Below are 26,939 nucleotides of genomic sequence, written 5' to 3'. Positions count from 1 at the left end.
TCACCCTATCTTCTAAGTAATATATCTATTTGCTTACATATAGTTGGCCAATAAAATTTTTCATAAGCATAATTTTGAACCTTATCACAATTTTCTTTAATTTTATTTTCATAAGTACACATTTTAGAAAAGCATTGTGTCAATTCAAATGCATTATCTATAGAAAATATATCTCCATACTTTTTATTATTTGTTATATCAAATGATGCTTCAAAATCAGAAGAAATAATATAGCAACCATTTTTAATTGCTTCTAAAAATACTAATGGAAAACCCTCATACCTTGATGTTAAGCAAAATATTTTTGATTTTCTATATTCACTTTCTAACACTTTTTTGTCATAAATAGGTCCTGTAAATATTACTTTTTCTTTTAAGTCAAGATTGTTCTCATAAAATTTATTTATATAATTTTTAAATTCAGCTTCTATAGGTCCAATAATCTTTAATTTCCATCCCCCTATTTTACTAGCAGCCATTTTGAAGCCTTCTAATAAAACTTCTGTTGCCTTTTGATTAGTACCTATTCTTCCAACTGTGCAAATAATATTTTCTTTTTCATTATAACTAACTTTATTTCTTATGCCATTATCATAAAACCCATTAGGAATATACTCAATATTAATTCCCCAGTTATTATTTACATATTCATATAAAACTTTTGTTTCTATACTTACTAATTTACATTTTTTTATCAACCATCTTTTTATAAATCCCTTTAAACCTTTTTTATTAAAATCAAATTTCTTTATTCTATAATCTGCATCAAGCTTTAAGTAAACTCTTCCCTTGGGATTTAAAAGTTTATAAATTAATATCCAATAAAAATTTCTATTAGATGTTATATGAAACATGTGTAATATATCTATTTTTTTCGCATTTTTTATTAGATATATCAGCACATCTTTGGTTGGACTACCTGTTATCTTTTTTATAAAATCAATTTTTAATCCTTTTACTTCATTATCCAAATAATCATAGCTTTCACTATTTTTATAGCAAACTATTTTAGAATTATACCCATAATACCTGTACAAAATATACCCTATCATCCCTACATCTTTCGTTAAATGAAAGTTTTCTGTTTCTGGAAAAATTGTTACAAAATTCATTTTTTGCCTCCTATTAAGCCTTTGATTTCCTGTATTGTAACAACTTTAAGTTTTAATATAGAAATACAATACACAATTCCAGCAGTAATAATAAGTACAAATATGTTAGTAGCAGCAATTTTCGTAACATAAATTATAATTGCCATAAATATTGCCGATATAATTATATGAAATATATATTTATTGTCATATTTGATATGTAAGGTTTTTCTACTTAATCTATACATAAGTACAATATTAATAACCTCGCTTATAAGTGTGTTTATGGCAGCACCATTAATACCATATTTAGGTATAAAAATTAAATTAGATATTACATTAAACATTGAGGAGATTAATACTATTTTCATATATTTTTTTTGAAGTCCCCACGCTGTTAACTCATATCCATATATCTCTCTTATATAAAAAATAGACACATAAGCAATTAAAATAGTGAAAACTTTAGATGCTCCTATATATTTATTCCCATATAATATTCTAATAGTTTCTTGATTAAGTGTAAACGCAACTACTAATATTGGTATTGCAATTATATACATTAATTTTCTTACTTTATTTATAACAATACTAATGTCATCAAATTTTTTATTGTTATAATATTCTATGAATACTGGATATAAAGGTACAAAAATAAAACTAACAAATAATGTTAAAACATTTACCAATTTATAAACAGAATTATATAATCCAACTTCATAGTTATTTCTCATAAATCCCAACATTAAAGTATCAATATTACAATTTATTGTTGCAAATATACCTGAAAAGAAAAAAGGCCAGGCAGCACTTATTAGATCTTTATACTGCTCAAAATCAACCACAAAATTTATCTTATGTTTTCCCTTTTTCTTATAAATATTTATTAAATAAATATTCGATATTATAGATGATATTGCTGATGCAATTGGAACAATATATATTTTAGTATACATATTTAAGTATAAAGGAATAAATACAAGTATAAAAGATAAAAAACTACTAATCATTATAGAATATGATATGTATTTCATCTCTTGTAAAGCGTTAAAAACCCAATCTAAACAGAATGAATTTATTAATATTGAAATACCCGTAATAACTATCATTTTTTTTGTATTAATATCTTTATTTATGCAAATTGTTACTATTAATAAAACAATAAAAGCTATTATTGATAGAATTGTTCTAAGACTTAATATGATATCAACATCTTTTTTCATATTTTCTTTATCTTTTGCTATTTTTACTATTCCTAATGACTGCAGCCCCATACTTGCAATCATTGAAAAATAAGTTATAAATGCATTTGAAAAATTTATAATTCCAAAATAGCTTGGTCCAAATTTTCTTGCTAAATAAACTGTTAACAAGACTCCGATTATTCTACTAAAAACATTTCCGAATAGCATAAAGTTGAAATTTTTTACAATTTTATTCATTTATTTTTCATACCTTCATTTATAAATTTTTCTATTTGATTCGTTCTACATTTCCAACTATTTTGTTTTGCAAATCTTTTTCTTTTATCCATTACTGATTTTTCTTCTTGCTGATGTAATATTTTATTTAAACAATTTTCAAATTCTTTTTGAGTTTCATACGTATAAATTAAATCACCAAATTTTTCAGTTTCATCGTATCTTAAAGCTATAACAGGTTTCCCCATAGCCAAATATTCATATATCTTTACTGGATTTACCGATTTAACTAAATCAGTTTTCTTAAAGGGCATAATGCAAACATCTAGATCATTTAATATATTGGGAATACTATAATATGGCTGTGAACCAGTAAATATAATATTTTCTATATCAGAATATTTCTCTAAATTAGTTCCTTTTTCCACTGGTCCTATTATATAAAAATCTATATTACTATTTTTTAAAGCAACATTTTTAATTAAATCTAAATCCATCCATATACTTATAGTTCCTATATATCCAACTTTTTTTTTATTATTTTGTTTAAATATATCAACATCATCAACCTTGTTAATTTTATTAATATCGAAAGTTTCAATATCTACACCATTGTTTACAACATGAATTTTTGATATTAAATGTGGATTACATTTAATAATTTCATTATACAAATCTTGACTAGTAGTAATTACATATTTACTACTCTCTACTATCTTCTTTTCATTATTAATTAACTTATTCTTATTGAAATTAGGCCAACATTTGTAATTATCCATACAATCATATATAAATAGTTTACTATTAAAAAAATTTTTAGGTATTATATCATATTGCTTAGGATGGGTTATTATTATAACATCATAATTATTTTCTTTATCTAACCTCTTTAAAATATTTGACATAATTTTATCATTAATATTTTTTATATATTTACAACTATTTTCTTTAGGAATAAGTCTCTTTCTTATTATATTCATATTTGGATTTACATTAAAGTTACTTTTATTTATATTATAATCATTTTTAGAATGTGCTATATTTACATTAGTATTATTTCTCCAGCTTCTTATTGAAACATATGTAATCTTATTATTTCTACTTAAAAATTCAGAAATATGTTGAGGTCTTTGCTTTATCCAAAACCAATCTATTAACGATATATATAATATATTTTTCAATTTAAATCCTCCCATTAATACTTCCGTACATATTTTTGTATATTTGGAAAAATATCCGTTTCTTTCAGGCAAATAACATTATCCTCATAATAATTATATTTCAATCCATCTTCAAAATTTTTTACTATTATATATTTACGGTCTTTTTCATTACTCCTTAAATCATTTATTTTCATTTTTTCTAAATTCATATAATGTAAATGATAAATTCTAATCTCAGAACATTGTAATAACTTAAAGTTTTCAATAACATTCATATACAATTTTGTTATAATATTTTTTATTTTACTTTGGCTAGCACCCAAATGTATTTTTAGCCTTTTTTTTGTAAATAGCAATGTAACCCATTTTTATCTACCGTATTAAATTTTACCAAATCATTTCTTTTAATGATTCTTAACTGTGCTTGATTTGACCATACCATATCATTAATATTATTAACCCTAACAGTTTTATTACTTCTCCAAAAATGATATGTATATGTAATTATCCCATCTACATCTATTAGAGATACAACTTTTTTAATATTAATATCAATTCTTTCATCCGCATCAATAAATAATATATAATCACCTGTACTAATACCTAACATTAAATTTCGTCTATCTTTTTCTCTCCATCCTTGCCTATATTGTGAAGATATAGGCTGATTCCATTTAACTAATACAATCTGAGGATAAATTTTTTCATACATCAACAATTTTTCATAAGTTCCATCAGTACTTCCACCATCCAAAAATATTATTTCATCAATTTTTGCATCAATCAAATTTTTAATTAATCCATCTATATATCCTTTTTCATTTAATACTAATGTATTTGAAGAAATTTTCATATTATCATAACCCCCCTTCTTATAAATTATTTCAAAATTTATTTTTTTGAAATGCTTTAATAATAGCATTTGCTTTATCATCTTGTCCTCTTACTTTGTATTGAATATACCTTATACACCGGGTAACATAAAATAAAATATTTGTAAGTGCAAAGCTTAATTTATTTACTCTATTCTTATACTTTTTCATAAACAAAAGTCTATTTCTAGTACTCCATTTAATAGAAAAGGCAGATTCTTCACCACCTGAAGAAAATCCAACCTTATGATAAATAATAGCTTTAGGGTTGTACCATATCTTATAACCAGCATCTTTTACCTTTACACAAAAATCTACATCTTCAAGATACATAAAATAATCTTCAGATAAAAACCCTGTCTTATCAAAAACTTCTCTTTTTATAAGCATACAGCAACCTGTCATAAAATCTATTTCTTTTTCTTGATCATACTGACCTTTATCAATTTGCTTTGCACCATAATGAATTCCTATAAATTTGAACCAATTTATATATCCTCCGCCATACCAAATAATATTCTTTTGAGGATAGTACATTATTTTGCATCCAACTAACCCTATACTTTTATTTACATTAAATGAATTAATCATATTAGTTAAAAAACTTGTTTCTACTAAAGTATCATTATTTAGCAATAATACATAATCTGCTTTATTATCAAGCGCATATTTAATTCCTAAATTATTTCCATATGCAAATCCTAAGTTTTTGTTCGATTCTATAATTTTACAATCATTTAATTCTTCTTTCAAAATTTTAACTGAATCGTCAGACGATGCATTATCAACTATTACTATTTTGTAATTGGAATAATTTAACTTTATTAAGCTATTTACACATTCTATTGTATCTTTGTATCCATTATAGTTAACCAAAATTATATATATTAGAGGTTGGATCATCTTCATCATCCTTTTATAAAACTATATTTTCATAATAAAGATTAATTTTTAACATATAAAAATGTTCATACATTTCCAAGACTATCTCAAAATTTATTTTTAAATTGCATTCATGTTGACTTATCTAATTTTTTAATATGTACTGAAATGTGTTGGCTTACGCAATCTTTTTTATCATACATATTTTCAATATATAACAACATTGCTAAAACGCCCCAAAAATAATATTGATTCGAATAGTCATATGCTATATTGCTTACTAAAAATCCAATTATAGAATATACACATGGAACAACACTTTGAATACTACTTTTTAACTTAATACCGTCCATTAATAGCTTTTTGATTATATTAAAAAATAGCAATGTACCTAATATACCAGTTTCGCAAATTAAACTTAAATACATACTATGAGTCATTCCATATTCTTCTACGAAATCGCTAAAATTTCCTAATCCAATTCCAATTATTGGACTTGTTTTAAAGCCTTGTATTGCTAATTTTGCAAAATTTTCATGTCCACTTGTTGAAATATTTGTTGAATCAAAAGTTTGATTCATTCTATTTAATAAAACATCTAACTTTATAACACCTGAATTTTGCATAACAACAATAAGTGTTAAACAAAGCAATATACCAATTGATATTTCTTTTATATGTTTTTTTATATTAAACAGACTATATACCATTAACATAAATATAAAACCTATCCAACCACTTCTTGAAAAAGTAAATCCTAATGCTATTACCGAAAATAATAGATATAGTAAAAAAACATATTTTTTTTCATTTATTATTTTATATAAAATAAACATACATATTATAGTTAAAAAGCCGCATAACATTGAAGGATCTCCAAAAAAGCTATTCATCCTAGGAAATACATTTCCATTTATCTCAACCACCCATGTTCCATAATAAAAATTAGGATTATTAAATTTACTTAGTAATGAATATGTATCTATACCTAAGTAATAACCTATTATCTGAAAGTATCCATAAGCCAATATAATTATGCCAGATAGTAGATAATAATTAATTAATTTTTCAATTTTTATTTTATTATAATTTAATAGACAAAATGAAAACAATAAACCATAAAGTGTTAAATTTTGTATGATTCTCGAAAAACTTTTTAATGGATTTACCGCCATTACACTTGAAATTATATTTATAATTATCATACTAATTAAATTTATAAATATGAATTTAATATTTTTACTTTTAATTTTATATACTTTTAACGCTTTAAATATTATTTTTAAATATAATAAAATAATTAAAATAATTGTAGGCTTTAGTGTAAAAAAACCTAAATACCATGAAGTTTTTTCAAATGGAAAACTTAATATAAGTGATCCAATTGCAAATTCATCACTTATAAAAAAAGCTATTAAAAAGGCTATAATTAAAATTAAACAAATAAGAATAATCAACACTTTACCTCACTTTATACTCTATTTATGTATATTACATTACTAATTATTTTTTAAGTGAATATTACGCTCCATTAGAACCGTAGGTTCATATTATTGAAACTATTGGTTCACAATAAAGAAACCACCTATTCACTTATAAGCACCGCCCTGTTTTCGGCAATTATAAACTGCATAATTTGGCGACCTAGTATATACCAAATATACATAACTAAATTATTGAAAATAAAATTCATATACTATTAGTATGCAATATTCTTTGAGCCTTAATTACCTAAATCATATTATCCAAAATATGTCAATGATATGATAGTACCTGGAAGACTTGCCATTGATCGATTTTAGATAATATGACACAATCTTGTAAGACTCAAAGAAATGCAGGATTGTCGCGGTAAAATTTGTTAAATGGATATTTTATACATTAATGTATTTTGACGAAAACAACTACGAGTTTCTTCAATAATTCTTGTCAAAAAAGGTGGTTTTTAAGCCTGAATTGATGGTTTTACAAGGCGAATTTATATAAATTTATTAATAGCATTTGAATACAAAAACTAAATATTAATAATATTTGTATATTAAAATAGTTTCATTAACACATATTTCTTACTAATTACAACTAATTTAAAAATAATTTTTTTAAATCAAATAAAAAACAATCTCATTTAGATTTGTCTTAATATTCTCTTAAATGTCATTTTCGATTATTTACTTCATAAATGATAATAAACTTTTATTGTATCTTGACCAGATTTTTTCCAAGAAAAACATTCTAATCTTTTATTAGAATTTGCTCTCAAAAAATCACATAGTTTTCCATTACTAATAACTTTAAAAATCTTATTACCCAATTCATTTAAATTATCAGGATTAACTTTAATGGCAGCATCACCTACAACTTCAGGAATGGATGTTCTGTTTGAAACTACACATGGTATGCCATAACTCATTGCCTCAAGTGGCGGCAATCCAAACCCTTCATAAAATGACGGATATACAAATAAGCTGGCATTTTTATATAAAAACTTTAACTCATCATCGTTTATGCTGCCAGTAAATATAATCCTATCATTCAATCCTAAATTGCTAACCACTTTATAAACATTTTCATATAACCAACCATTTTTTCCTGCTATAACTAATTTGTAATCACAAATTTTATCCTTTATTAAACCAAATGCCTTTATAAGTCCATCTATATTTTTTCGTGGTGATATAGTACTAACTGTCAAAATATACTTGCCATTTTTTAAATCTAAAATTTTTTGATTAATATTACTAACATCAATAGGTTCTTTAGAAAAATTATTAAATCCATTATAAACAACACTTATCTTATCATTAACCATAGGATAATACTTTAATATTTCATTCTTAGCAAATTCAGTTATAGCTATTATCTTATGTGCTTTCTTTATAGATAAATCTGTAATAAAATTCTTCCACAAGGTTGTTTTCCATGTAAATGCGTCTTTAAGACTTTTAAAAGCTAAATCGTGTACTGTTATAATTACCTTATTCTTTGCAAAAATTGGAGCCATAGTGTCAGGATAATGTATAATTGCATCAGGATATTTTTTATAAATTAATTTCGGCAATTTAAATTGTTCATAAAAATTTCTCTGTTTAGCATTTTTTATACCTTCAACAATTATTAAGTCTTCTATGTCCGCAAAACTAAATAAACCTTTATCTTCTTCTCTTATGACAATTTTAAAGTCAATCTTATGTTGTTTATATATAGCTTTTGATACTTCATAGCAATACCTTCCTATTCCTCCACTTAAAGATGTTTGTAGAGCATTAAATACTACTTGACTCATCTATAATACCTTCCACTTCTTAGTACCTAAAAATTCATCATATTTTTCATCAACAAAATTTCTTATTTTTCCTTTAAATATTTCCTCATCAAACTCTTCTGCATGTTTTCTTATAAGTTCCTTATCAAAACTCAAGCTTTCAAATACCTTTACTGCATTTTTCAAAGCTTCAACAGTTTGCTCTTCAAAAAAAACTCCAGTTTTTTCACTCACTACAGTTTCAAGTGCCCCACCCTTTCCAAAAGCTATAACAGGTCTTCCACTTGCCTGAGCTTCTAGTGGAGTTATTCCAAAATCCTCTTCTCCTGGAAATACAAAAGCTCTGCATTTGGAATAATATTCTTTTATGACCTCATCAGGCTGTCTACCCAAAAACTTTATATTATCTTTAGCTTTTAACTCTAATTTTTGCCGTTCAGCACCATCACCTATGATAACTAATGGTAAACCTAATTCATTAAAAGCCTCTACAGCCAAATCAATTCTTTTATACTCTACAAGTCTTGATACAATTAAAAAATAATCCTGATCTTCATTGCTTATATTAAACAAGCTACACCTTACAGGTGGATGGATAACCACACTTTCACGTCTATAATGTTCCCATATTCTTCTAGCCACATTTTCAGAGTTAGCTATAAAATAATCCACTCTATTAGATGAAACATTATCCCAAACTCTCATATAATCCATAAAATACTTTAAAAGATTCTTCTTAAGTTTCTTCATATTGGAATTATTAGCATATTCATAATAAAATTCCCATCCATACCTCATTGGTGAATGACAATAACACACATGCATAGCATTTGGATTTGTTATAACCCCCTTAGCACAGGATGAACTGCTGCTTAGCACTATATCATATTCATTTAAGTCAAAACTTTCAAATGCTGCAGGCATAAATGGAAAATATTTTTGGTGATTTTTCTTTGCTCCCTTTTTATTTTGCAAAAAAGATGTTCGTACATCTATATTCTTCAATTCATCATCTAAATTATCTGGATTATATATAGTTGTATATATTGGAGCATTTTTATAAATTTGTTTAAAGTTTATAACTACTCTCTCTGCTCCACCCATATTAGTAAGCCAATCATGTACTAATGCTACTTTCATTAAAAATACCTCATTTAATCCTATTCTTCTTTATTTTTCATATAAATCGTACACATCATATAAAATACCTACTATTTTGTCTTTTGCTTTGTATTATAGAATTACACATACTTTATATCTATGCAGCTCCGTCATCTCCAAAAAATACCCAAAAAGTCTTAAATATTAGCTTTAAATCAAGCAATGTATTTCTATCTTCTATGTACTTAATATCAAGCTTCATCCAATGTTCAAAATCAATATTACTTCTGCCCATTACCTGCCAGTAGCACGTAAGTCCAGGCTTTACAAGAAGCTTAGCCTTTTGACATTCAGTAAACTTTGCTACCTCATGTGGAAGGTTAGGTCTTGGACCAACAAGTGACATATCCCCTTTAATTACATTAAACAATTGAGGAAGCTCATCAATGCTGGTTCTTCTTATAAACTTACCAACCCTTGTAATTCTAGGATCTTCTTTTATCTTAAACATAGGTCCAGTCATTTCATTTTTACTTCGAAGGTTGTCCAAAAGTTCTTCTGCATCATCTACCATAGAGCGAAATTTATACATTTTAAATAGTTTTCCGTTTTTTCCAACTCTCATTTGAGAAAATATAACAGATCCCTTGGAATCCAGTTTAATCGCAGCAGTCACTATGAGCATAATAGGAGAAAATACAATAATACCTATAAAAGACAAAATTAAATCTATACATCTTTTAATAAAGTAATAAGTATCACTTTTTTCATACTTTTCCATATTCTCTACTGTTACTTCTATAGGTCTGCTTTGCATCTCTGTCATATAATCCCCCCTACTTATACAATAAGCAAACTTGCATAACATTTTTCAAACAAAATCTTTATATCTATATGACACTTTCTTCAAATCTGGAACTAATTTTATATATTATATTAACGTCATCAATTTTAATCATTACAAAAAATAAACCCAACATCAAGCGCCTTATGAGAAATTCACTTCAGCTAAACTTCTCATAAAGTCTTTCATCTGATCTGAAGTCTATTAATTCTACATTAGTATCTTCGTTTATATCTTATTCAACTTTATGTAAAAAATCATATATGTTAACCAAGTTATCCACATTTTTCACCAATTAGATTAATATACCGTCCCCTTTTTTAATTATAGTACTCTACTTAAGCATAGACAACCTTTAAATATAACTCATTTATAAAATTTAATAAAAAAATTTATCTTTAATCTTAACTTTACTGGAATTAAAAATGGACAATTTTTAATTCATTATTTTTTAAAAATCTTGTTACATTATCCTCTCTTTTTAAACATAATTTTCATTTCAAAGTAAAAAAATAGCGTCTAGATTTGCCAGACGCTTCAACTTTTCTTTTAGACTTTCTAATTGAAATTTGAGCTTATCCACAAAATATACTAACAAAATTGAAAGCACATTTAAAAACTTTTTGCATAAGTCTTAGTGAGGTATTTTAGAAAACCTTAGAATCTTATATATGTCTGAGGTACGAGTTTATATAAGCTTCTTTAGATTTTCAAAATACCCAACTTTAGACTTATAAAAAGTTTTTAGTGTGATGAATTTTGTTAGTATATGGCTGGTATAAGTCAACTTTCAAACTAGAAAGCTCTTTAAACTCTCCAGGGCTTTTCTCTTTCTATATACCGCAGTCCTATAAGAGATCCCCTCTTTTTCAGCATACTCATTTAAACTTCTATTTTGAATATAGTACCAATCTATTAAATTTCTTTTATCCTCGGAAAGCTTGTCTATAGATTTATTCAGCTGAATTATAAGCTTTCTTTTTATCAAATCCTCTTCAATATTTTCATCTGAAGCTATCATATTTATGAACTCGCACCCTTCCTCATTTTTGCTGTAGAGGCTGCAGCAGCTTACCTTCTTTATATTGGTTCTTATCATATTATAGAAGTTCTTTTTAACAGAACTTTTCACATAGGCAGCAAATGGATATTTGGAATTTATATCATACATTCCAATTGCCTTTATCACAGAATACCGCCCTTCCTGAATCAAGTCCTCCATATCATATCCTTTTATGTAGGTGCATTTTGCCATATTAATTACCATACCATTGAATTTGATGCATATACTCTCTACTGCATTTTTGTCTCCACTTTGGGCTCTTTCAAGTAAAATTTCAAGCTGTAGATTTTCCATACTCTTATCCTCCTATTTTTAAATTTCATCAAGTCCGATTTTTAAGTAATAGTTTTTTCTAAGCTTGTTCAACTTTTTCCTGAGCCTATACACTCTCTGCTTAAGTGCATCATAATTGCAATTGCTTTTTCTAGAATATTCCTTCAAATTGTCATAGTGAATAATTAGGTGCATAGTTTTTCTTTCTTTTTCACTTAGCTTTCCATTAAAATATTCAAACATTTCCTCTAAAATAATTCTATTCAATATCTCATCTTCCATAGTCATACTTCCTTTATGCCTAATACGCATATAGTCCATTGCATTTTCTTGGTTGAGATCGTTTTCTAAATTTAGAGTAATATTTTTTACTTTAGAAGTACTATTTATAGCATTTACTATTACACTGCTTATTATCTTTATGTTGTAGCTTGTAAATTCACTCCAGGTACTTCCCCTGAATTTTTTACAGGATACAATCATTTTGTGAAGACATTTATTTTTCACATCTTCCTCATAAATACTTCCACAGTGTTTAAACATCTTTTTATAATAAAGTGCTTTTATAATTTTTATAAAGTGTGTTTCTAGTCTAGCTATCCAGTAAGATTCTCCATTTTTAACTCCCTTTATAAGCTCCTTCAGGTGGATGTCATTTTCCATAGCCATTCCCCCAATACAGTATCTTTAAAGTAATCTTTACAATGTAACCTCTATACCATTTATAATTGAAATGTGTACTATGTAAATTAAGCTAAATTTGAAAATATATACCTTTTACTATATAAGACCACATTTTATTCATAAAAGTAACACTTTTTATCGAACTTTTTGTAATAAAACTAAAAAAATACAATTAGAGACTTTGAGAGCACCAAATTTTAGACTTTCTAACTTAAAAATCAACTTATATGTAGGAATATTTTTACAATGATGAAGTTCTTTCAAATATTTTGCTTAGCCTTATCAAAATATTTAACGAGCTGAAGTTTGTAAAAAATATCCAAAATATAAGTTGATTTTTTACTTATCAATGAATCTTACTTAGTGGGACTTTGTTTCTCCCAATAAGTTTAGATGAGTTATCTAGGGGCGTAGCTACTGTTATCTCCCATTTTGATAGAAGTGGGAGTGTTACAGTAGATAGCCATCAGATAAACCTAGCGGATTTAGACAATACTAGTCTAAATCCGCTGCTTTTTACTTACTTATGCCTATTTTACTTGAAGTTCTGTAGTTGAACTATCTAAAATATGTGCTGCATCTATGGATTTCAAATCTCCACTTTTTGAAGTAAATACGTTTTTTGCAATAATTGCAGTCATAGCATTTTTTACTTCCAGATCTGTGATACCCTCTTTTACATTTTCAACTTTTATGGAAGTTTTTTTGCCTTGCTCATTAAAAAAACTCATAACTAATGATTTACTCATATCTTTCCCACCCTTCTTTTCAATTTACAATTTTAAGTTTAAGCAGTTACTGTTATGGCATTCTGATCTTGTTTTACAAGTTCATTTAATGTTTTTCCAAGAAGCTTTTCTATTTCCTTTGCAACATCGTAGATATCCTGATCTGCAGCAGTTGTCTTGATGTTTGAAAACCTCTGTTGTTTAATTACCTCTTTCCCTTTGGCATCTAAACCATCCTTATACTTTAGTATTAATGAAGTTTGTAATGTTGTTGACTTTACAGCCATGTTTATCAACCCCTTTCAGGTAATATATATGCACCTTTTAAAAAAGAGGCAAAATTTTTTCAAAAAAATAAAAGAGGTCAGAATATCTAATTTCGAATTCCAACCACTTTTTAAAAATATGTTACTTTTTTCTTTTTTCTTTCTTTTTAATTTTAGTTCCATCACTGCCATAATAATAATGGTAGTAATAGCCATAGTAACCCTTTTCCTTTATCTCCAACTTATTTAAAACTACTCCTACTATATTGGCATTTACCTTTACAAGTAGTTCCTTAGCCTTTACTGCTGCTTCCTTTTCTACCTGGGAAGATGCTATTACAAGCAGACATCCATCTGCATAACGGGACAAAAGCTGGGCATCTGTTACTGCAACTACAGGAGGCGTATCTATTATTATGTATTCATATTTCTCCTTTAAGTCCTGCAAAAAATTTTCCATCTTCTTTGATGCCAAAAGCTCTGATGGATTTGGCGGTCTAGTACCGGAGGTTAACAAATTAAGATTTTCTATACCTGTTTCTTTTACAGCCTCTTCAAATTTAACTTTACCAACCAAAACATCCGATAATCCAACTTCATTTGTAGTCAAAAATATCTTATGAAGCCTTGGCTTTCTCTGATCACAATCTATTAGGATTGTCTTTGATCCGGACTCTGCCATAACCACTGCCAAATTTGAGCAGGTAGTTGACTTTCCTTCTCCAGGACCGGAACTTGTGAGCATTATAGTCTGTATCTTCTTGTCAAAAGAAGAAAACTGAATATTGGTTCTAAGTGTCCTATAAGCTTCAGCAATAGGATCTTTAGGATTTTTTACAGTAATTATATCTGGTTTTTCCATTGTCTTCACTCCATTTATCTCTCAGATGATACTTTTATCTATTTTCTTAAAAAACTAAAAATACCCTTTCTGTCTTTTATTCTTTCCCCTGGCAGCTGTATTATTTCATTTTTCAGCATTTTTTTGCAATTATCTAGTACTTGTACTTCTATATCCTTGTTAAATTGTAAAGCTTCTTCTAAAGCTTTACTGATACCCGGACACCTTCCTCCTGTGGAATGGGCATCTGAAGCTATAAAGCTGCATACTCCGCTTTCTATAAGAAGTTCTGCAGTTTTTTTTACTTTTTTCCCAAAGATACCTAAAACACTTCCCGTATTTATTTGAAGTAAACATTTTTCATTCATAAATTCATTTATTTTAGAAGGTGTGTCTATAATGTACTTATACCTTTCAGGATGAGCCAAAATTGGATGCACACCTCTTATTTCAAGTTCATATATAATATCCAGGGCATCTTTGGGTACATTCATCATTGGAAGTTCTACTAGCATATAATTAGTTCCTTCAATACATCCTATTTTACCTGACTTAAAATTTTCAACAGTATGTCTGTCCAAAAACACTTCCTGGGCTGAAACAATATTTACACATATATTTTCCTGCTTAGCTTCATTCCTCACCTTATCTACCAATTCAATCACATCTTCATAGCTGTTTTCATAATATTCTTTATAAAAATGGGGGGTTGCCACTATAGTTTCCACTCCATCTTCTTCTGTGAGCCTCAGCATCTTTATAGTATCTTCCATGGATTTTGATCCATCATCTATACCTGGAAGTATATGACTGTGTATATCTATCATGCTATACCTCTTTTCAACTCTCAACTCTCAATTCTCAACTAACTATTAACTACTAATTCTTAGCTATTTACATGTTGCCTTTTGGTATTATTCCTATTACAGGTATTCCCAAAATTTTGTTTACATCTTCTTCTGTCTTTATAGTATTGTCCATGTACTCCAACATAAATGAAAAACCAACAGATGCCATAAGTCCAACAAAGAACGCAATTGCCATATTAAGCACTTTTTTAGGCTTTACTGGTTTATTCGGAAACTGAGGTGTATCCATAACCTGTATGTCTCCGCCTGTTGGAAATACTCTTTTGGATTCAGTTATAAAAGAATTTGATACTGCATTTACCATGTTTACAGCCTGAGCTGGATCTTTGCTCTGTCCTTTTATTTCTAAAATTTGTGTACCTTGCTGTGGTGTAACTGTAATAATCTTTTGAAGTTGGCCTGCACTTACAGAGCCATTCATCTTATTAGAAGCACCCTCCATAACAGCATTTGATCCTGCAATTTGTGCATAAGTTTTTACCAAGTTTTGGTACATCATAACATCATTATATTGAGTATTAGACTTTTGGCTGTTTTGAGGTTTTCCAACTATTATAGTAGTACCTGCTTCATAGGTTGGTTTTATTACAAAAAAGCTTAAAATACCAGCCAGCAAAGTACACGCTAATGTTACTATAACTATAAGTTTAAGTCTCTTTTTCAATATATAATAAAAGTCTCTAAGATCTAGTGTTGTTTCTTCTTCCATTAAAACAATCCTCCTTGAATTTTACACAAACTAATTTCCCATTATTATACCTAACGTACCTGCATCAGATGAATTGACATTAGAAAGTACGGCAGATCTTAGTCCTGCCTTTTCTTCAGCAGACAATTTATCATAGGCAGCCCTAACACTTCCCTCTGCTGAAGATGGATTATATGAAGAATCTTTCATATTATTTACGATAGATATCAACTGTGATATAACTGCTTGTTGGCCTCCCGTACTTACAGCGCCTGAAGCAGCATTAAGACCACTTGATAACCTATTTAATGCCTGTTGTCTTTCCTGTGATACGGGAGTTTTGCTGCTACTTGACTGAGTATTGCTGACAGATGGAGTACCATTATCATTTGATTTTGCACCTGTGCTCTCACCATTAGTTTTCGTAGAAGGGTCTAATTTCTTTATATTAGAAAAATCTTTTATAAAATTTTGTAACGAACTACTTATTTTTCCTTTAAGCATATCTTCAATATTAAGCTGTTTCTTTTCAAGGGTGACTAAAAGTTTCTGGTCTTTTACACTTATATTCTTAATGCTTATTGGAAGTCCACTAGTACTAACAGTTATAGAATCTCCTTCAAGAGCCATTCCATTTTTCAACTTAGGTTGTAATTTCTTTAATACATAGGACTTTGGTAAAGTAATCTTACCTAATTTAAAATATTCAGGGTTATATATTATCTTTCCCTTTTGAAAAGAAACATCGCCTTGAGATGACAACAACAGATTAAAATTTTTATAGGTAATAGGTATCAAAAATACCATCTTATCATCTTCAAAATCTGCTTCCACCGACTTTACTACAAGGTCACTAGTTTTATATTGCTTAAAATAAAGGGATATAACGCCATTTACCTCATCTTTTGAAAGTTCTACAGTTCCACCGCTCTCCTGAGCTTTTAATACTTTTGTCAAAAGATCCGCCGAAAACTTGTATTTAGGCGAACTGTAAGATGAATTCCAAAAAACAAGTTTAGCAAAGACTGCTACTGCCACAACCAATAAGGCAATTATAATTAAAATCACCGGTTTTTTTCTACTTTTCAATTTACCCATACTATTTTCTCCTAAAATTTAAAAATGATTTAATAAGTTATCCTTAAATACATCACCTATTATAACATATTTAAAGATAACTTATTTACAAAAAAATTTTATTTAATTGATGTAAATTAAAACTTTATAATCCAAATTTGTTTCTAATATAATCCAAACTTATTAGCAAGCGTCATGCCTTCTGAAATACTAACTCCGGCATTTACCACAGCAGTTTGAAGGCTGCTCTTTTCATCATGCGTAAGGTTATTATAAAGCTGTTTTACATTCTGAGCGTCTGTATTATAGTTATAACTTGAATCTGCCTCGTATTTATCTAAAGCAGTTATAATATCTGAAATTACGGTTTTTTGATTAGTATCTAGTTTAGAAGTATCCATAGCTTTAAGTTTACTTAATACTGAACTCAAGTTGGCATCGTCAGAAGAAGATGATCCTCCTCCAGATGTTGAAGGATTTTGTGTGCTGGTTCCAGACACAACCTGATCCATGGTATTTATCAAACTATCAGGGACTGCCCCAGTTCCACCTATAACTGTAACACTTGCAGTTTTAGGCACATTTGATTTTATAAAATCTTCCATTCCAGAATAAAGTGTATTGTAAGTCAAAATTATAGGTGAAGATTTTTTCGCTGCAGCTGCAGATCCAGAAAGAGCATCTGCAAATTCATTTCCAGTAGGACCGTCTCCTTCTACTACATATAAATTGCTAAAATCAATACTGCCTTTAAAATAAGACAATACCTTTACATTGGTATCAAATCTATTTTGACCACTTATTCTAGCAGCTGTAGGAAGTCCTGAAATAGCACTGTCGCTTATAACTCCTTGTCCACCTATTACATAGGAGTTCTTTATAGAATCTTTATTCTGATTTATATAATTCTGCACAGCATCAGACAGTGAATCCTTTCCTGTCAAAAGTATAGGCATACCTTGATTTGAAGCTATAGGGGCAATGGAGAGGGCATCTGCAAATCCATATCCCGAAGTTACAACTACTTTAGTAACATTTCCCAGAAAATTTGCCACAACTACAGAAGTTTCAAATCTATTTTGTCCTCCTAAACGCTGTACATTAAGTTTCATGGACTTCAACTCATTTTCTATATCACTTGAAATAGAAGCTTCTCCACCTATTTCTATTACATGAGTTGCCTTAAGCCTTGTTATTTCACTTTTCACACCTTCATTTAACTCTTTGCTTCCAGTCAAGAGTATAGGTGCATTATATTTTTTTGCAACAGGTGCTGCACAGAGAGCATCTGCATAGCCTTCACCGCTGGCAAGTATTACGTAGTCAGAGGATGTCCAATTATTTTTAGATACAGCAGTAGAAGTTGCATATCTATCCTGTCCCCATAATCTACTAGATGCTGCAAAAACATTTTGACCTGCAGCAAACACTGTAGAGGACGCAAGAAAAACGCCAAGTATTAGTTTTGAAATTATTTTATTTCTTCGTAACATAAGTATCCCCCTTATTCAATTCTCAATTTAATAGTAAATCTTAAAATTTATTTTGTCTACCAATATTGTTTTGCATGTTGTGGTAATTTTAAGAATTTATATAAACAGTAGTCATCGGATTAATATTTATACTTATTAATAAAACTCAGGTTTTAGGCCTGAGTTTTATTGAAATTTTCAATTTTAGTTAATATTAGATACATTTATTATAAAGTGTCCATCATTATTAGCAAGATTAATAGTATATGTCCCACCAACTTTACTGCTTGGGAAAACTATATTCACTAAATTATCTGCATTAGTTTCATGTGATAATTGATAATCAAACATTTTCGTACTATCATCATATATATTACCTATAGTATATCCGTGATATTTAACAATTGTATCTGTAGAAGAATCATTCTTAAAATAGTTACTTATTTTCGTAGTTAAATCATCTTTAAATGCTTCATATTCACTAGCAGAGTTATATTTAGGTAAATCTGTAGTTATCTTATTCACTATATAATCCTTATCTAAATGTCCCGAACCATCATTAAGTATATATTTTGATCCTAGACTTGATAAAAATGTTTTTAAGTCTTTATTGCTATTTCCTATAGTTAAGCTTCCTAATAATTGTTTATTATATACCAAATCTAATTTAGCATTAACTTTATCCACATTATCCTTTATAGCCTGGATATCACTATCAGTAAGTTTTCCGTCAACTAGATATTTATTTTGTGCATCTACAAATATGTCTTCAACACTTCTATCACTTTTCTTTAATTGTACATTTATAGACTTATCATTAGTAGTATCATCAATTTGTTTTATTGTAAAATATTCATTGTAATACTTACCTGTAGGTGTATTTAAACTTTGTACGAAGTTTTTATAATCGTTATTATCAACTATAAGATTATTTAACAAACTACCACTAAGAGGTACACTATTACTGCCTGATCCACCGCTGCTTCCACCCCCTGGTGTTGACGAATTTCCAATATCACCTTTAATATCACTAGCAACTGAATCAGGTATACTAGCTGTTCCGCCTAATACCGTAAGAGTACTATTTGTAAGTCCCTTCTCCTTAAGGAAACTTGCTGTAGCAGAGCTTATTGTTTTTCCTGTTATTACAAGAGGATTCCTGTTCTTAGCAGCAAGTGCTCCACCTGTAAGTGCATCTGCAAATTCGTTACCTAAAGGTCCATCTCCAAGTGCTGCATATATATTGCTGAAATTAAAGCTTGAAGCAAATTCTTGCAAAACAGCTACATTTGTATCATATCTAGTTTGTCCACCTAATCTTTTTGCTGATGGAAGTGAGTTTAAAATAGAATCACTTATAGATGCTGTACCACCTATTACGTAGGTTTGAGTTATTTGTGAATGTGCCTTAAGATAGTTTGATATTGTATCTGGTAAGCTACCTGCTCTACTTAAAAGTATAGGCATTCCATTTATAGCTGCAGCAGGACCTGCTGAAAGAGCATCTGCATAGCCTTCGCCGCTGGCAATAACTGCTTTTGCAGGTGTTCCAAGCTTTTCTGCTATTTTTACAGAAGTTTCATATCTGTCTTGTCCACCTATTCTTTCTACATCAGTTACCTGTGCTTTTATGCTATTTAAAACACTGTCAGGTACTACTCCTGTTCCTCCAATTACAATTACATGTTTTACGTTTAATTTTTTAAGTTCATTTAATTGATTTTGCTCTAAACTGTTACTGCTGTTACCTGTAGTTAAAAGTATAGGTGCATTGTTGGCTTTTGCAAGAGGTGTAGCACAAAGTGCATCTGCATAACCTTCTCCATTTGCCACTATAGCATAATCTGATGAAGTCCAACCTGAATCAGCCACTTTTGCAGCTGTTTCATATCTGTTAGCCCCACCTACTCTGTTCACACCAGAATCTGCAGCCTTTACACCTGTGGAAACTGCCGTAGTCGTAACAAGTAAAGATGCTATACTGCAGGCTGACAGAACTTTTTTGCTCTTTTTTTGCATAAGTAATCCCTCCAATTATTATATATTGTTCATAAATTATTTAACACAGCACTAAATAATTCACTGCCTTACAACTTATTACATATACATTATACTACAAATTCATTTTTTTCCAAATACCATGTAAAAATTATGCACATATATTATATTCGTACAATTTACAATTTTCTATAGGAAATTGTAAAAATTATTTTCTTTTTACATTAACTTTACCGTTTATCTTAACCAACTTATATGCCACAGACCATCCATCTAGAGGCTGATCTTGTTCTGGATGTACATCTGTAGGAAATGCAAAATTACATATCTTTGCCCTATAAGGACTTACTGTAAAATCTTTCAATTCAAAACTTTCAGATTTAACAGCCCTCTTTTTAGCATCCAATACAGTCATAGGCATTTTATTTATAGTAATAGGCTGATTTGATCCATTTCTCATAACTGCAGTTACTAAAATATTACCATTTGTTTGAATTCCAATACTAAAAGTTGATATACTAAATTGTCCTTCTTCCATTTCAGGAAGTTCAGCTAAAAACTTATTAAAAACAAGTTTGTCCTCATCACTTATTCCTTCAGGAAGACCTTCATATATAGGTCTTACAGTAGATGTAACATTAAATTCTCCATTTAAGGCAACTTCCCAGTCATCCTGAGGTATCTTGTCTACTTTAACATTTTTTTTGTCAAAATAAAGTTTTATAGGTCTTGCAGAATGAGGTGGCAGTTCTCCAAGACAAGATAAATTAAATTGCTGTGCTGCTAAAATATCCCCTTTAGAGTTCTTAATTACAAAAGGTATCATCTTTAAATTCAATTTATCTGAAAGACCATTTCTTACATATATTTTAACTTCAAGCTTGTCTCCTTCATCATAGGCATATATACCTGATACATTAAGTTGTCCTTCTTTTATAGGCGGCAATTCTTTTATTTCATCTTCAAAAATTTCTTTCTGCACATCTGAAACTACATTTTCTTCTTCATCTAAAAGTGAAAGAACTGTTGAAACATATTCTTCACCGTCTTGTGCGCTATTTTTCTGTGCTTTTTTAACCATATTATACCTCCAAATTAATATATTAAATTATATATTAAATAGTTTTTATTCATTTTAATAATACCTTAATTAAATATATCATTACCATTTTCAGTTGTCAATTTTAAGCCTCCAGTAAAATCACGGTAAATTTTCCATAGGTAAACTGTAACTGGATAAATTTTATTGGTCTTAATTCTAATAACATAATATAAATGATATAATAAGCTAAAAATATATTTAAGGAGGAAAGAACTTTGAAAAAAATCTCTAAAAAGTATTTAAGCTTAATGTTTACTTTTATGCTTTCAACCAGTGCTGGATTTATCTTTAACTCACCAAAAGTGTTAGCATCAAACAACTTAAATCATTCAATTACAGATTTAAATATATCCTGTACAAATGTATATGCCTTTGAAGGAAACCTTGCAAAATTTCAAAATAACAATTTTTATGGATTGATTGGTAAAGACGGTATTGTAAAAACACCAGCTGAATTTACCTCCATATCTACTTTTAAAAATGGATATGCAAAAGTCGCCAAGGGTTCTAAATTTGGATTTGTCAATGGAAATGGATCCGTTGTAGTAGAACCACAATTTGAAGAAGTTTCAGACTTCTTCACAAATGGACTAGCTGCTGTAAAACAAAATTCCAAATGGGGTTTAATAAATAATTCCAGTAAAATTGTAACTGAGCCACAGTTTGATGCCGTTTATGGATTCTTTAACGGACTTATGAGAGTTAGGAAAGGCGGTAGTTATGGATTTTTAAAAAGTGATGGCAATTTACTTTCTGGATGTAACTATAATAATGCCTATGATTTTAGCGATGGATACGCTGCTGTGGAAGAAGGAAATACCTGGGGACTTATAGACAAATCTGGTAATTTTAAATCCTTTGATTTTGATGAAATAAAATCTCCTATTCTTGGGCTTGTTCCTATAAAAAAGGATAAACACTGGGGTCTTTCAGATATGAGTGGAAAAATGGTTTTAGAACCTAAATACACTGACATATCATATTTGAACAGTAACTTAATAAAAATATCAAGTGGAGACAAACGTGGTGCCATAGATAAAAAAGGGAACTTGATTCTAGATTTAAATTATGACAGCATAATACCTGCAGATGATGGAATGTGCCAAATAGTTGAAAACGGCCAATATGGTCTTATTGACCCTACAGGTAAAATAATTGTTCAACCTCAATTTAGCTGGATAGACACTTTTCAGGAAGGAAAAGCTATTGTATGTTCCCAGGATCAGTATGGTTTCATAGATACTAAAGGAGAACTAACTCGCGAAACTCAATTTGACAAAGTATATGCTTTTAAAGAAGGTATGGCAATGGTGAAAAAAGACGGAAAATATGGATTTATAAATTCAAAAGGTGACGTGGTAATAAGTCCTATATTTGATAATGCTTCAGATTTTAATGAAGGATATGCTGTGGTAAAGAAAAATACTGGTTCTTCTTCTGTTGAAAATTCTGATGACTCAGAACTTAAAGAAAAATATATAAAATGGGGTTATGTTGACAGACTTGGCTCTACCTTTATCTCTTATGATTTTGATAGTGCCTCCAGTTTTAATGACGGCTGTTCCCTTGCTGTAAAAGATGGGAAATGTAATATGATAAAAGTTCCTGGTATAAAATCCATACCAAGCACTGCTATAAGTGATCCTTTTAAAACCTGGAAAATAAAATTTTCTAAAGCCATAGATGGAAGACACACTCTTTCAAACAAAGATGATACAGTTTTAAATGACATAGACATGACCATGACAGACAATATCAAAGTTACTAACAGTAACGGAGAATATGCCAACGTTTCTTTTACTTTTGAAAGTCCTGATACTATAGTGATAAATCCACCTTCTAATGGCTATACTCCTGGAGAAACATATACCATTACAGTCTTAAGTAACGGCAAATACAACATACAGGATATGTCAGGTAATAAATTAAAACCTGATGTTACAGAAATGAGCTTTCAAGTATTAGATAACTAATATGGAATTTTTTTGAGTTGAGAATTGAAAATTGAGAGTTGAAAGTGAAGGTTGATTTTTTTCCGTTATACTACAAAAAATAAAAATTTTGCGAAGCAAAGCTTTTGAAAATAACAAAGTTCAAATAACAAAGAACAGATAAAGATGATTTCCATCGTACCTCAGAAAATCTATAATTTTAATATTTTCTGACGTTAGGAAGAAAATTATCCTTATTTGATATTTGAACTTTGTTCTTTGTTCTTTAAAAAAATTGTTTCGCAATTTTTTTATATTAAGTTAAAAACCTTATATTGCCTTATTATAATATACTTCATTACTTTACGGTCAAATTAACTATATTTTTATTATCTCTTACAGCCATTACATTTACCTGCATATTCTTATATTTTTTCTTCAAATCCTGGGCATATTTTTGTGCAAGATCTTTAGCTTCCTGGTCACTAACTCCACTTTTAATTATCATTGTAGCTATAGCTCTGTTATTTTGTACATATACTTGGCCATTAAATATAGCTTTTTCCTTTTTAAGCTGAGCTGTTTTATCAGTGTCTGTTGTTATCTTGGCTGCTTCTTTTTGTTTTGCCACTTCTTTCTGCTTTTCTGCCGTACTTTTTGCAGCATCATTTTGAGAAGATTGTTTTCCAAAGGAACATCCCGATAGAGATACAAACAGTGTTAATATCAAGGCAAGTATTCCTAATTTTTTAAAATTGTGTTTCACATTATCACTCTCCATATAATTATTTCAAATCTCATTTTATCATATATTATTCTATTTTATAGTATTTCTATTTTTTTTAATAAAAATTTAATTTTCTTCAAAAATTAAACTATGCTAAATACTATCTAGCATAGTCTTTAAATATTGGCTGTTAAATTATTGTGTTAAATTATATTCAAACTGCTCTACTGCTACCATATAATTGTTTATGGCATTTTTTAAATTAATTTTTTCACTCTTAAGTGCAAGAGCTGCAGAATCCGCTTGAAGCTGTATGGCGACCCCCTGCTGAACTTTTGCTTCAGTACTATCATAAGTTGACTGAGCACTTGCCACTTTTGCTTGTTCAGTTTCTACAGTATCTTCTAAAGCTTTTAATTCATAATAGCCATTCCATAAATTAGTTTTAATAGTCAATATAGTATTGTTTCGGCTATTTTCAAGATCTTCAATACTAAGTCCCGTACTTACCTCACCCGATTCATCATTAAAAGAGTAACGTTTATATATATCTTCCTTTACCCTGAGTATATCAAGATTATTATTTATCTTTCCAATATTATAATTATTATCTACTGCTTTATTAATCTTATCTTCTATATTACTGTCATCATATTTTACAAAAGATTTTTCCGCTGGAACCAGAGTCAAATCCCCATCAAGATCCATATTTATTGTCTGTTTAATAGATAATAAATTTTGTTGAAGCTGTGCTTTGGGTTGGTTTAAAGAAGCCTGAAGCTGACTTTCCTGAACTAGTAAAGACTGCAAGTCATTATTTGTAAGTTGTCCATTTGCTATTTTTACCTTAGTCTGGGCAATTTGCTCCTCAACATTTTTTATCTGGTCATTTATTGTATTTATCTGATCTTCATTGGTAAGAGCATTTAAATATTCCTGCTCTGTAGAAAATTTAAGATTTTGCAGTGAATCATCCTTATCATGTTCTGCATCCTTTATGTTCTGCTCATCTGCCTTTGGAATTACATCTGTAGTAAGTTTTATATTCACATATTGTCCAGCTGGATAATTGGCCTCACTTGTCCCACTTTCGTGTATAAGAGCTGCATTCATATTGTCCCTGTCAAATTGTCTCTGATATAAAAGTATCTTTTGCTCTTTAGTTTGAATAGATACACTATTTTTTTCTATATCATTAAGTACCTGATCCAAACTTAAAGTTGCATTACCAGTGATACTATTTACAGGTGTTATAGTACTATTATTTGCTGCAAAACATGTACTACTTACGCTTAAGGCTAATGTTAATCCAATTGCTATACTTAATTTACCTTTCATACTTTTTCCTCCCTTCAATATGAAAACTTCTAATTAATTAGATAGATTTGAAGTATCACTTCCTGCTCCACAAGCTAATTCTAACTTAGTCTGTGCCATCCATATGCTTCTCTCTGCAGATTTCAAATCATTTTGGGCACTCTTCAAATTAGCAGCCTGTGTGTCAAAGTCTATTCTACTTATCACACCTACATTATATTTTATTTGGGCGGTATTATAATTTGTCTGTGCTAAGTTTAAAGCATCCTTTTTTGATCCAAGTATTCTTGTCTTAACTTGAAGATCATTATATAAGCTATTCACCTCTGAAGTTATATTCAATTTTTGAATTTCCAAGCTATCTGAAGCATTGTCTACATTAGCCTGGGCAAGTCTGTTTGGTACACTTTGCTTATCAGAGAACACCCCATTTACAACATCATATTTAAATTTTTGCAGTTCTATATTTTTTTGTCCGATCAAAATTTCTGCTCTATTTTTAAGGGCATCGTTTAAATACTCATTGTAACTTCTTATATAAGGTGATTCCGTAAGCTTATCTTTAAGAAGTACATCATATTGTGTATATATATCAATTCCTGCAATTTTATTTAAACTCTGAATATCTGAATTATACTGTCTCTGGCATTTTCTAAGTTGATTTTTTTCTGCCGTATAATCTGCTTCAGCCTTTTTCTCATCTGAAGGAGATATAGTGCCAAGGCTCAATTTAAGCTGTGCACTGTTATATTGTTCCTGGGCATTTTTAAAATTTTGATTTTCCAAATCTACTGTATCCCTGTCATTCATAATGGTCGTATATTGATTATAAGCAGATAACTTAACTTGATTTTCAGCTACACTTTTTATTTGTGTATATTCATATTCAGAAAATTTGTCCTGCTGTTGATTGCTGCTGATATTCTCCATCAACTGTAATCGAGTATATTGATCTAACGTTGCTCCACCCTGATCCAATTGATCAGAATAAGAGGCTGCATTTTTTGTATCACTATTATAAGAATTTTGGGCTTGTTTTATGGAAATATCTGCACTTTTAACATCATAGGAATTTTGAATTGCAGTATTAATAAAGCTATCTATATCTAATGTATTTCCATCTGCAAAAACTGCAGTGCTTGTACAAAGTGTCATTACTGCTGTTAAAGCTAATATTTTAATTTTATTCATTTTTTCCTCCTTCCATATATTAAATTATCTTCTTCCAAAATATAATATTTCAATGATAACTAATTCTATCACAATT

Annotated in this window: 24 protein-coding genes; 1 reads left to right on the top strand and 23 read right to left on the bottom strand. The window is 29.0% G+C overall.

What is annotated here, in order from left to right; genetic code table 11:
• Positions 1–5 precede the first annotated feature (5 nt).
• From CLJU_RS02600 to CLJU_RS02500, 20 genes are all read right to left on the bottom strand, one after another.
• Complete coding sequence (locus CLJU_RS02600; protein WP_013237211.1) at positions 6–1,112, bottom strand: glycosyltransferase; 1,107 nt, start codon at positions 1,110–1,112, stop codon at positions 6–8.
• On the bottom strand, positions 1,109–2,533 hold the full coding sequence (locus CLJU_RS02595; protein WP_013237210.1) for a flippase: 1,425 nt from the start codon (positions 2,531–2,533) through the stop codon (positions 1,109–1,111). Before CLJU_RS02595 ends, CLJU_RS02600 begins: the two co-directional genes overlap by 4 nt.
• The gene (locus CLJU_RS02590) at positions 2,530–3,693 is read right to left on the bottom strand and encodes a glycosyltransferase (protein ID WP_041705017.1); all 1,164 of its coding nucleotides are present in this window, start codon (positions 3,691–3,693) and stop codon (positions 2,530–2,532) included. The genes CLJU_RS02595 and CLJU_RS02590 overlap by 4 nt, the downstream gene beginning before the upstream one ends.
• A gap of 313 nt (positions 3,694–4,006) precedes the next feature.
• On the bottom strand, positions 4,007–4,528 hold the full coding sequence (locus CLJU_RS02580; RefSeq protein ID WP_013237208.1) for a glycosyltransferase family 2 protein: 522 nt from the start codon (positions 4,526–4,528) through the stop codon (positions 4,007–4,009).
• 31 nt (positions 4,529–4,559) lie between these two features.
• Positions 4,560–5,450, bottom strand: a complete 891-nt coding sequence (locus CLJU_RS02575; RefSeq protein WP_013237207.1) for a glycosyltransferase family 2 protein — start codon at positions 5,448–5,450, stop codon at positions 4,560–4,562.
• 110 nt (positions 5,451–5,560) lie between these two features.
• Entirely contained in the window at positions 5,561–6,886 is a 1,326-nt protein-coding gene (locus CLJU_RS02570) for an O-antigen ligase family protein (protein ID WP_041705013.1), read from the bottom strand.
• A gap of 716 nt (positions 6,887–7,602) precedes the next feature.
• On the bottom strand, positions 7,603–8,712 hold the full coding sequence (locus CLJU_RS02565) for a glycosyltransferase family 4 protein (protein ID WP_013237205.1): 1,110 nt from the start codon (positions 8,710–8,712) through the stop codon (positions 7,603–7,605).
• A complete protein-coding gene (locus CLJU_RS02560; RefSeq protein ID WP_013237204.1) occupies positions 8,713–9,831 on the bottom strand; it encodes a glycosyltransferase family 4 protein in 1,119 nt (372 codons plus the stop codon). It lies immediately after the preceding gene.
• Between the two features lie 118 nt (positions 9,832–9,949).
• Entirely contained in the window at positions 9,950–10,618 is a 669-nt protein-coding gene (locus CLJU_RS02555; RefSeq protein ID WP_013237203.1) for a sugar transferase, read from the bottom strand.
• A gap of 808 nt (positions 10,619–11,426) precedes the next feature.
• Positions 11,427–11,993: a sigma-70 family RNA polymerase sigma factor gene (locus tag CLJU_RS02550; RefSeq protein WP_013237202.1), complete on the bottom strand. Its 567-nt coding sequence runs from the start codon at positions 11,991–11,993 to the stop codon at positions 11,427–11,429.
• Between the two features lie 18 nt (positions 11,994–12,011).
• Positions 12,012–12,635: a sigma-70 RNA polymerase sigma factor region 4 domain-containing protein gene (locus tag CLJU_RS02545; RefSeq protein WP_013237201.1), complete on the bottom strand. Its 624-nt coding sequence runs from the start codon at positions 12,633–12,635 to the stop codon at positions 12,012–12,014.
• A 551-nt stretch (positions 12,636–13,186) separates the two neighbouring features.
• Complete coding sequence (locus CLJU_RS02540; protein ID WP_013237200.1) at positions 13,187–13,405, bottom strand: DUF2922 domain-containing protein; 219 nt, start codon at positions 13,403–13,405, stop codon at positions 13,187–13,189.
• 38 nt (positions 13,406–13,443) lie between these two features.
• Positions 13,444–13,671, bottom strand: a complete 228-nt coding sequence (locus CLJU_RS02535) for a DUF1659 domain-containing protein (RefSeq protein WP_013237199.1) — start codon at positions 13,669–13,671, stop codon at positions 13,444–13,446.
• A gap of 121 nt (positions 13,672–13,792) precedes the next feature.
• Positions 13,793–14,512, bottom strand: a complete 720-nt coding sequence (locus tag CLJU_RS02530; protein WP_013237198.1) for a CpsD/CapB family tyrosine-protein kinase — start codon at positions 14,510–14,512, stop codon at positions 13,793–13,795.
• Between the two features lie 38 nt (positions 14,513–14,550).
• Complete coding sequence (locus tag CLJU_RS02525; protein ID WP_013237197.1) at positions 14,551–15,318, bottom strand: tyrosine-protein phosphatase; 768 nt, start codon at positions 15,316–15,318, stop codon at positions 14,551–14,553.
• A 67-nt stretch (positions 15,319–15,385) separates the two neighbouring features.
• Complete coding sequence (locus CLJU_RS02520; protein WP_013237196.1) at positions 15,386–16,069, bottom strand: YveK family protein; 684 nt, start codon at positions 16,067–16,069, stop codon at positions 15,386–15,388.
• Positions 16,070–16,099: 30 nt separating this feature from the next.
• Complete coding sequence (locus CLJU_RS02515; protein ID WP_013237195.1) at positions 16,100–17,146, bottom strand: hypothetical protein; 1,047 nt, start codon at positions 17,144–17,146, stop codon at positions 16,100–16,102.
• A gap of 143 nt (positions 17,147–17,289) precedes the next feature.
• Positions 17,290–18,618: a cell wall-binding repeat-containing protein gene (locus tag CLJU_RS02510; protein WP_013237194.1), complete on the bottom strand. Its 1,329-nt coding sequence runs from the start codon at positions 18,616–18,618 to the stop codon at positions 17,290–17,292.
• 183 nt (positions 18,619–18,801) lie between these two features.
• Positions 18,802–20,616: a cell wall-binding repeat-containing protein gene (locus tag CLJU_RS02505; RefSeq protein WP_013237193.1), complete on the bottom strand. Its 1,815-nt coding sequence runs from the start codon at positions 20,614–20,616 to the stop codon at positions 18,802–18,804.
• A gap of 187 nt (positions 20,617–20,803) precedes the next feature.
• Positions 20,804–21,676, bottom strand: coding sequence for an SLAP domain-containing protein (locus CLJU_RS02500; protein WP_013237192.1), 873 nt, complete (start codon positions 21,674–21,676; stop codon positions 20,804–20,806).
• Positions 21,677–21,912: 236 nt separating this feature from the next.
• Between CLJU_RS02500 and CLJU_RS02495 the strand changes: the two genes are divergently transcribed.
• Positions 21,913–23,670: a WG repeat-containing protein gene (locus CLJU_RS02495; protein WP_013237191.1), complete on the top strand. Its 1,758-nt coding sequence runs from the start codon at positions 21,913–21,915 to the stop codon at positions 23,668–23,670.
• A gap of 316 nt (positions 23,671–23,986) precedes the next feature.
• Here CLJU_RS02495 and CLJU_RS02490 read toward each other — a convergent pair whose 3' ends face one another.
• The 3 genes from CLJU_RS02490 to CLJU_RS02480 all read right to left on the bottom strand — a co-directional run bounded on the left by CLJU_RS02490 (position 23,987) and on the right by CLJU_RS02480 (position 26,863).
• On the bottom strand, positions 23,987–24,394 hold the full coding sequence (locus tag CLJU_RS02490) for a hypothetical protein (RefSeq protein WP_013237190.1): 408 nt from the start codon (positions 24,392–24,394) through the stop codon (positions 23,987–23,989).
• Between the two features lie 156 nt (positions 24,395–24,550).
• Positions 24,551–25,693 carry a TolC family protein gene (locus tag CLJU_RS02485; protein ID WP_013237189.1) on the bottom strand — a complete coding sequence of 381 codons (1,143 nt, stop codon included), beginning with the start codon at positions 25,691–25,693 and terminating at the stop codon, positions 24,551–24,553.
• Positions 25,694–25,726: 33 nt separating this feature from the next.
• Positions 25,727–26,863 (bottom strand): TolC family protein, encoded by a 1,137-nt coding sequence (locus CLJU_RS02480; RefSeq protein WP_013237188.1) that lies wholly within the window; start codon positions 26,861–26,863, stop codon positions 25,727–25,729.
• Positions 26,864–26,939: the final 76 nt, after the last annotated feature.

This window comes from Clostridium ljungdahlii DSM 13528, from assembly GCF_000143685.1.
In the GTDB taxonomy this organism is placed as follows: domain Bacteria; phylum Bacillota; class Clostridia; order Clostridiales; family Clostridiaceae; genus Clostridium_B; species Clostridium_B ljungdahlii.
The sequence above is the reverse complement of the archived record's forward strand: the minus strand, read 5'-3'. Positions and strand labels throughout refer to the sequence as shown.

Coding starts and splice junctions, on each gene's coding strand:
- CLJU_RS02600 (WP_013237211.1), bottom strand. CDS start 1,112: ATGAATTTTGTAACAATTTTTCCAGAAACAGAAAACTTTCATTTAACG.
- CLJU_RS02595 (WP_013237210.1), bottom strand. CDS start 2,533: ATGAATAAAATTGTAAAAAATTTCAACTTTATGCTATTCGGAAATGTT.
- CLJU_RS02580 (WP_013237208.1), bottom strand. CDS start 4,528: ATGAAAATTTCTTCAAATACATTAGTATTAAATGAAAAAGGATATATA.
- CLJU_RS02575 (WP_013237207.1), bottom strand. CDS start 5,450: ATGATCCAACCTCTAATATATATAATTTTGGTTAACTATAATGGATAC.
- CLJU_RS02565 (WP_013237205.1), bottom strand. CDS start 8,712: ATGAGTCAAGTAGTATTTAATGCTCTACAAACATCTTTAAGTGGAGGA.
- CLJU_RS02560 (WP_013237204.1), bottom strand. CDS start 9,831: ATGAAAGTAGCATTAGTACATGATTGGCTTACTAATATGGGTGGAGCA.
- CLJU_RS02555 (WP_013237203.1), bottom strand. CDS start 10,618: ATGACAGAGATGCAAAGCAGACCTATAGAAGTAACAGTAGAGAATATG.
- CLJU_RS02550 (WP_013237202.1), bottom strand. CDS start 11,993: ATGGAAAATCTACAGCTTGAAATTTTACTTGAAAGAGCCCAAAGTGGA.
- CLJU_RS02545 (WP_013237201.1), bottom strand. CDS start 12,635: ATGGAAAATGACATCCACCTGAAGGAGCTTATAAAGGGAGTTAAAAAT.
- CLJU_RS02540 (WP_013237200.1), bottom strand. CDS start 13,405: ATGAGTAAATCATTAGTTATGAGTTTTTTTAATGAGCAAGGCAAAAAA.
- CLJU_RS02535 (WP_013237199.1), bottom strand. CDS start 13,671: ATGGCTGTAAAGTCAACAACATTACAAACTTCATTAATACTAAAGTAT.
- CLJU_RS02530 (WP_013237198.1), bottom strand. CDS start 14,512: ATGGAAAAACCAGATATAATTACTGTAAAAAATCCTAAAGATCCTATT.
- CLJU_RS02525 (WP_013237197.1), bottom strand. CDS start 15,318: ATGATAGATATACACAGTCATATACTTCCAGGTATAGATGATGGATCA.
- CLJU_RS02520 (WP_013237196.1), bottom strand. CDS start 16,069: ATGGAAGAAGAAACAACACTAGATCTTAGAGACTTTTATTATATATTG.
- CLJU_RS02515 (WP_013237195.1), bottom strand. CDS start 17,146: ATGGGTAAATTGAAAAGTAGAAAAAAACCGGTGATTTTAATTATAATT.
- CLJU_RS02510 (WP_013237194.1), bottom strand. CDS start 18,618: ATGTTACGAAGAAATAAAATAATTTCAAAACTAATACTTGGCGTTTTT.
- CLJU_RS02505 (WP_013237193.1), bottom strand. CDS start 20,616: ATGCAAAAAAAGAGCAAAAAAGTTCTGTCAGCCTGCAGTATAGCATCT.
- CLJU_RS02500 (WP_013237192.1), bottom strand. CDS start 21,676: ATGGTTAAAAAAGCACAGAAAAATAGCGCACAAGACGGTGAAGAATAT.
- CLJU_RS02485 (WP_013237189.1), bottom strand. CDS start 25,693: ATGAAAGGTAAATTAAGTATAGCAATTGGATTAACATTAGCCTTAAGC.
- CLJU_RS02480 (WP_013237188.1), bottom strand. CDS start 26,863: ATGAATAAAATTAAAATATTAGCTTTAACAGCAGTAATGACACTTTGT.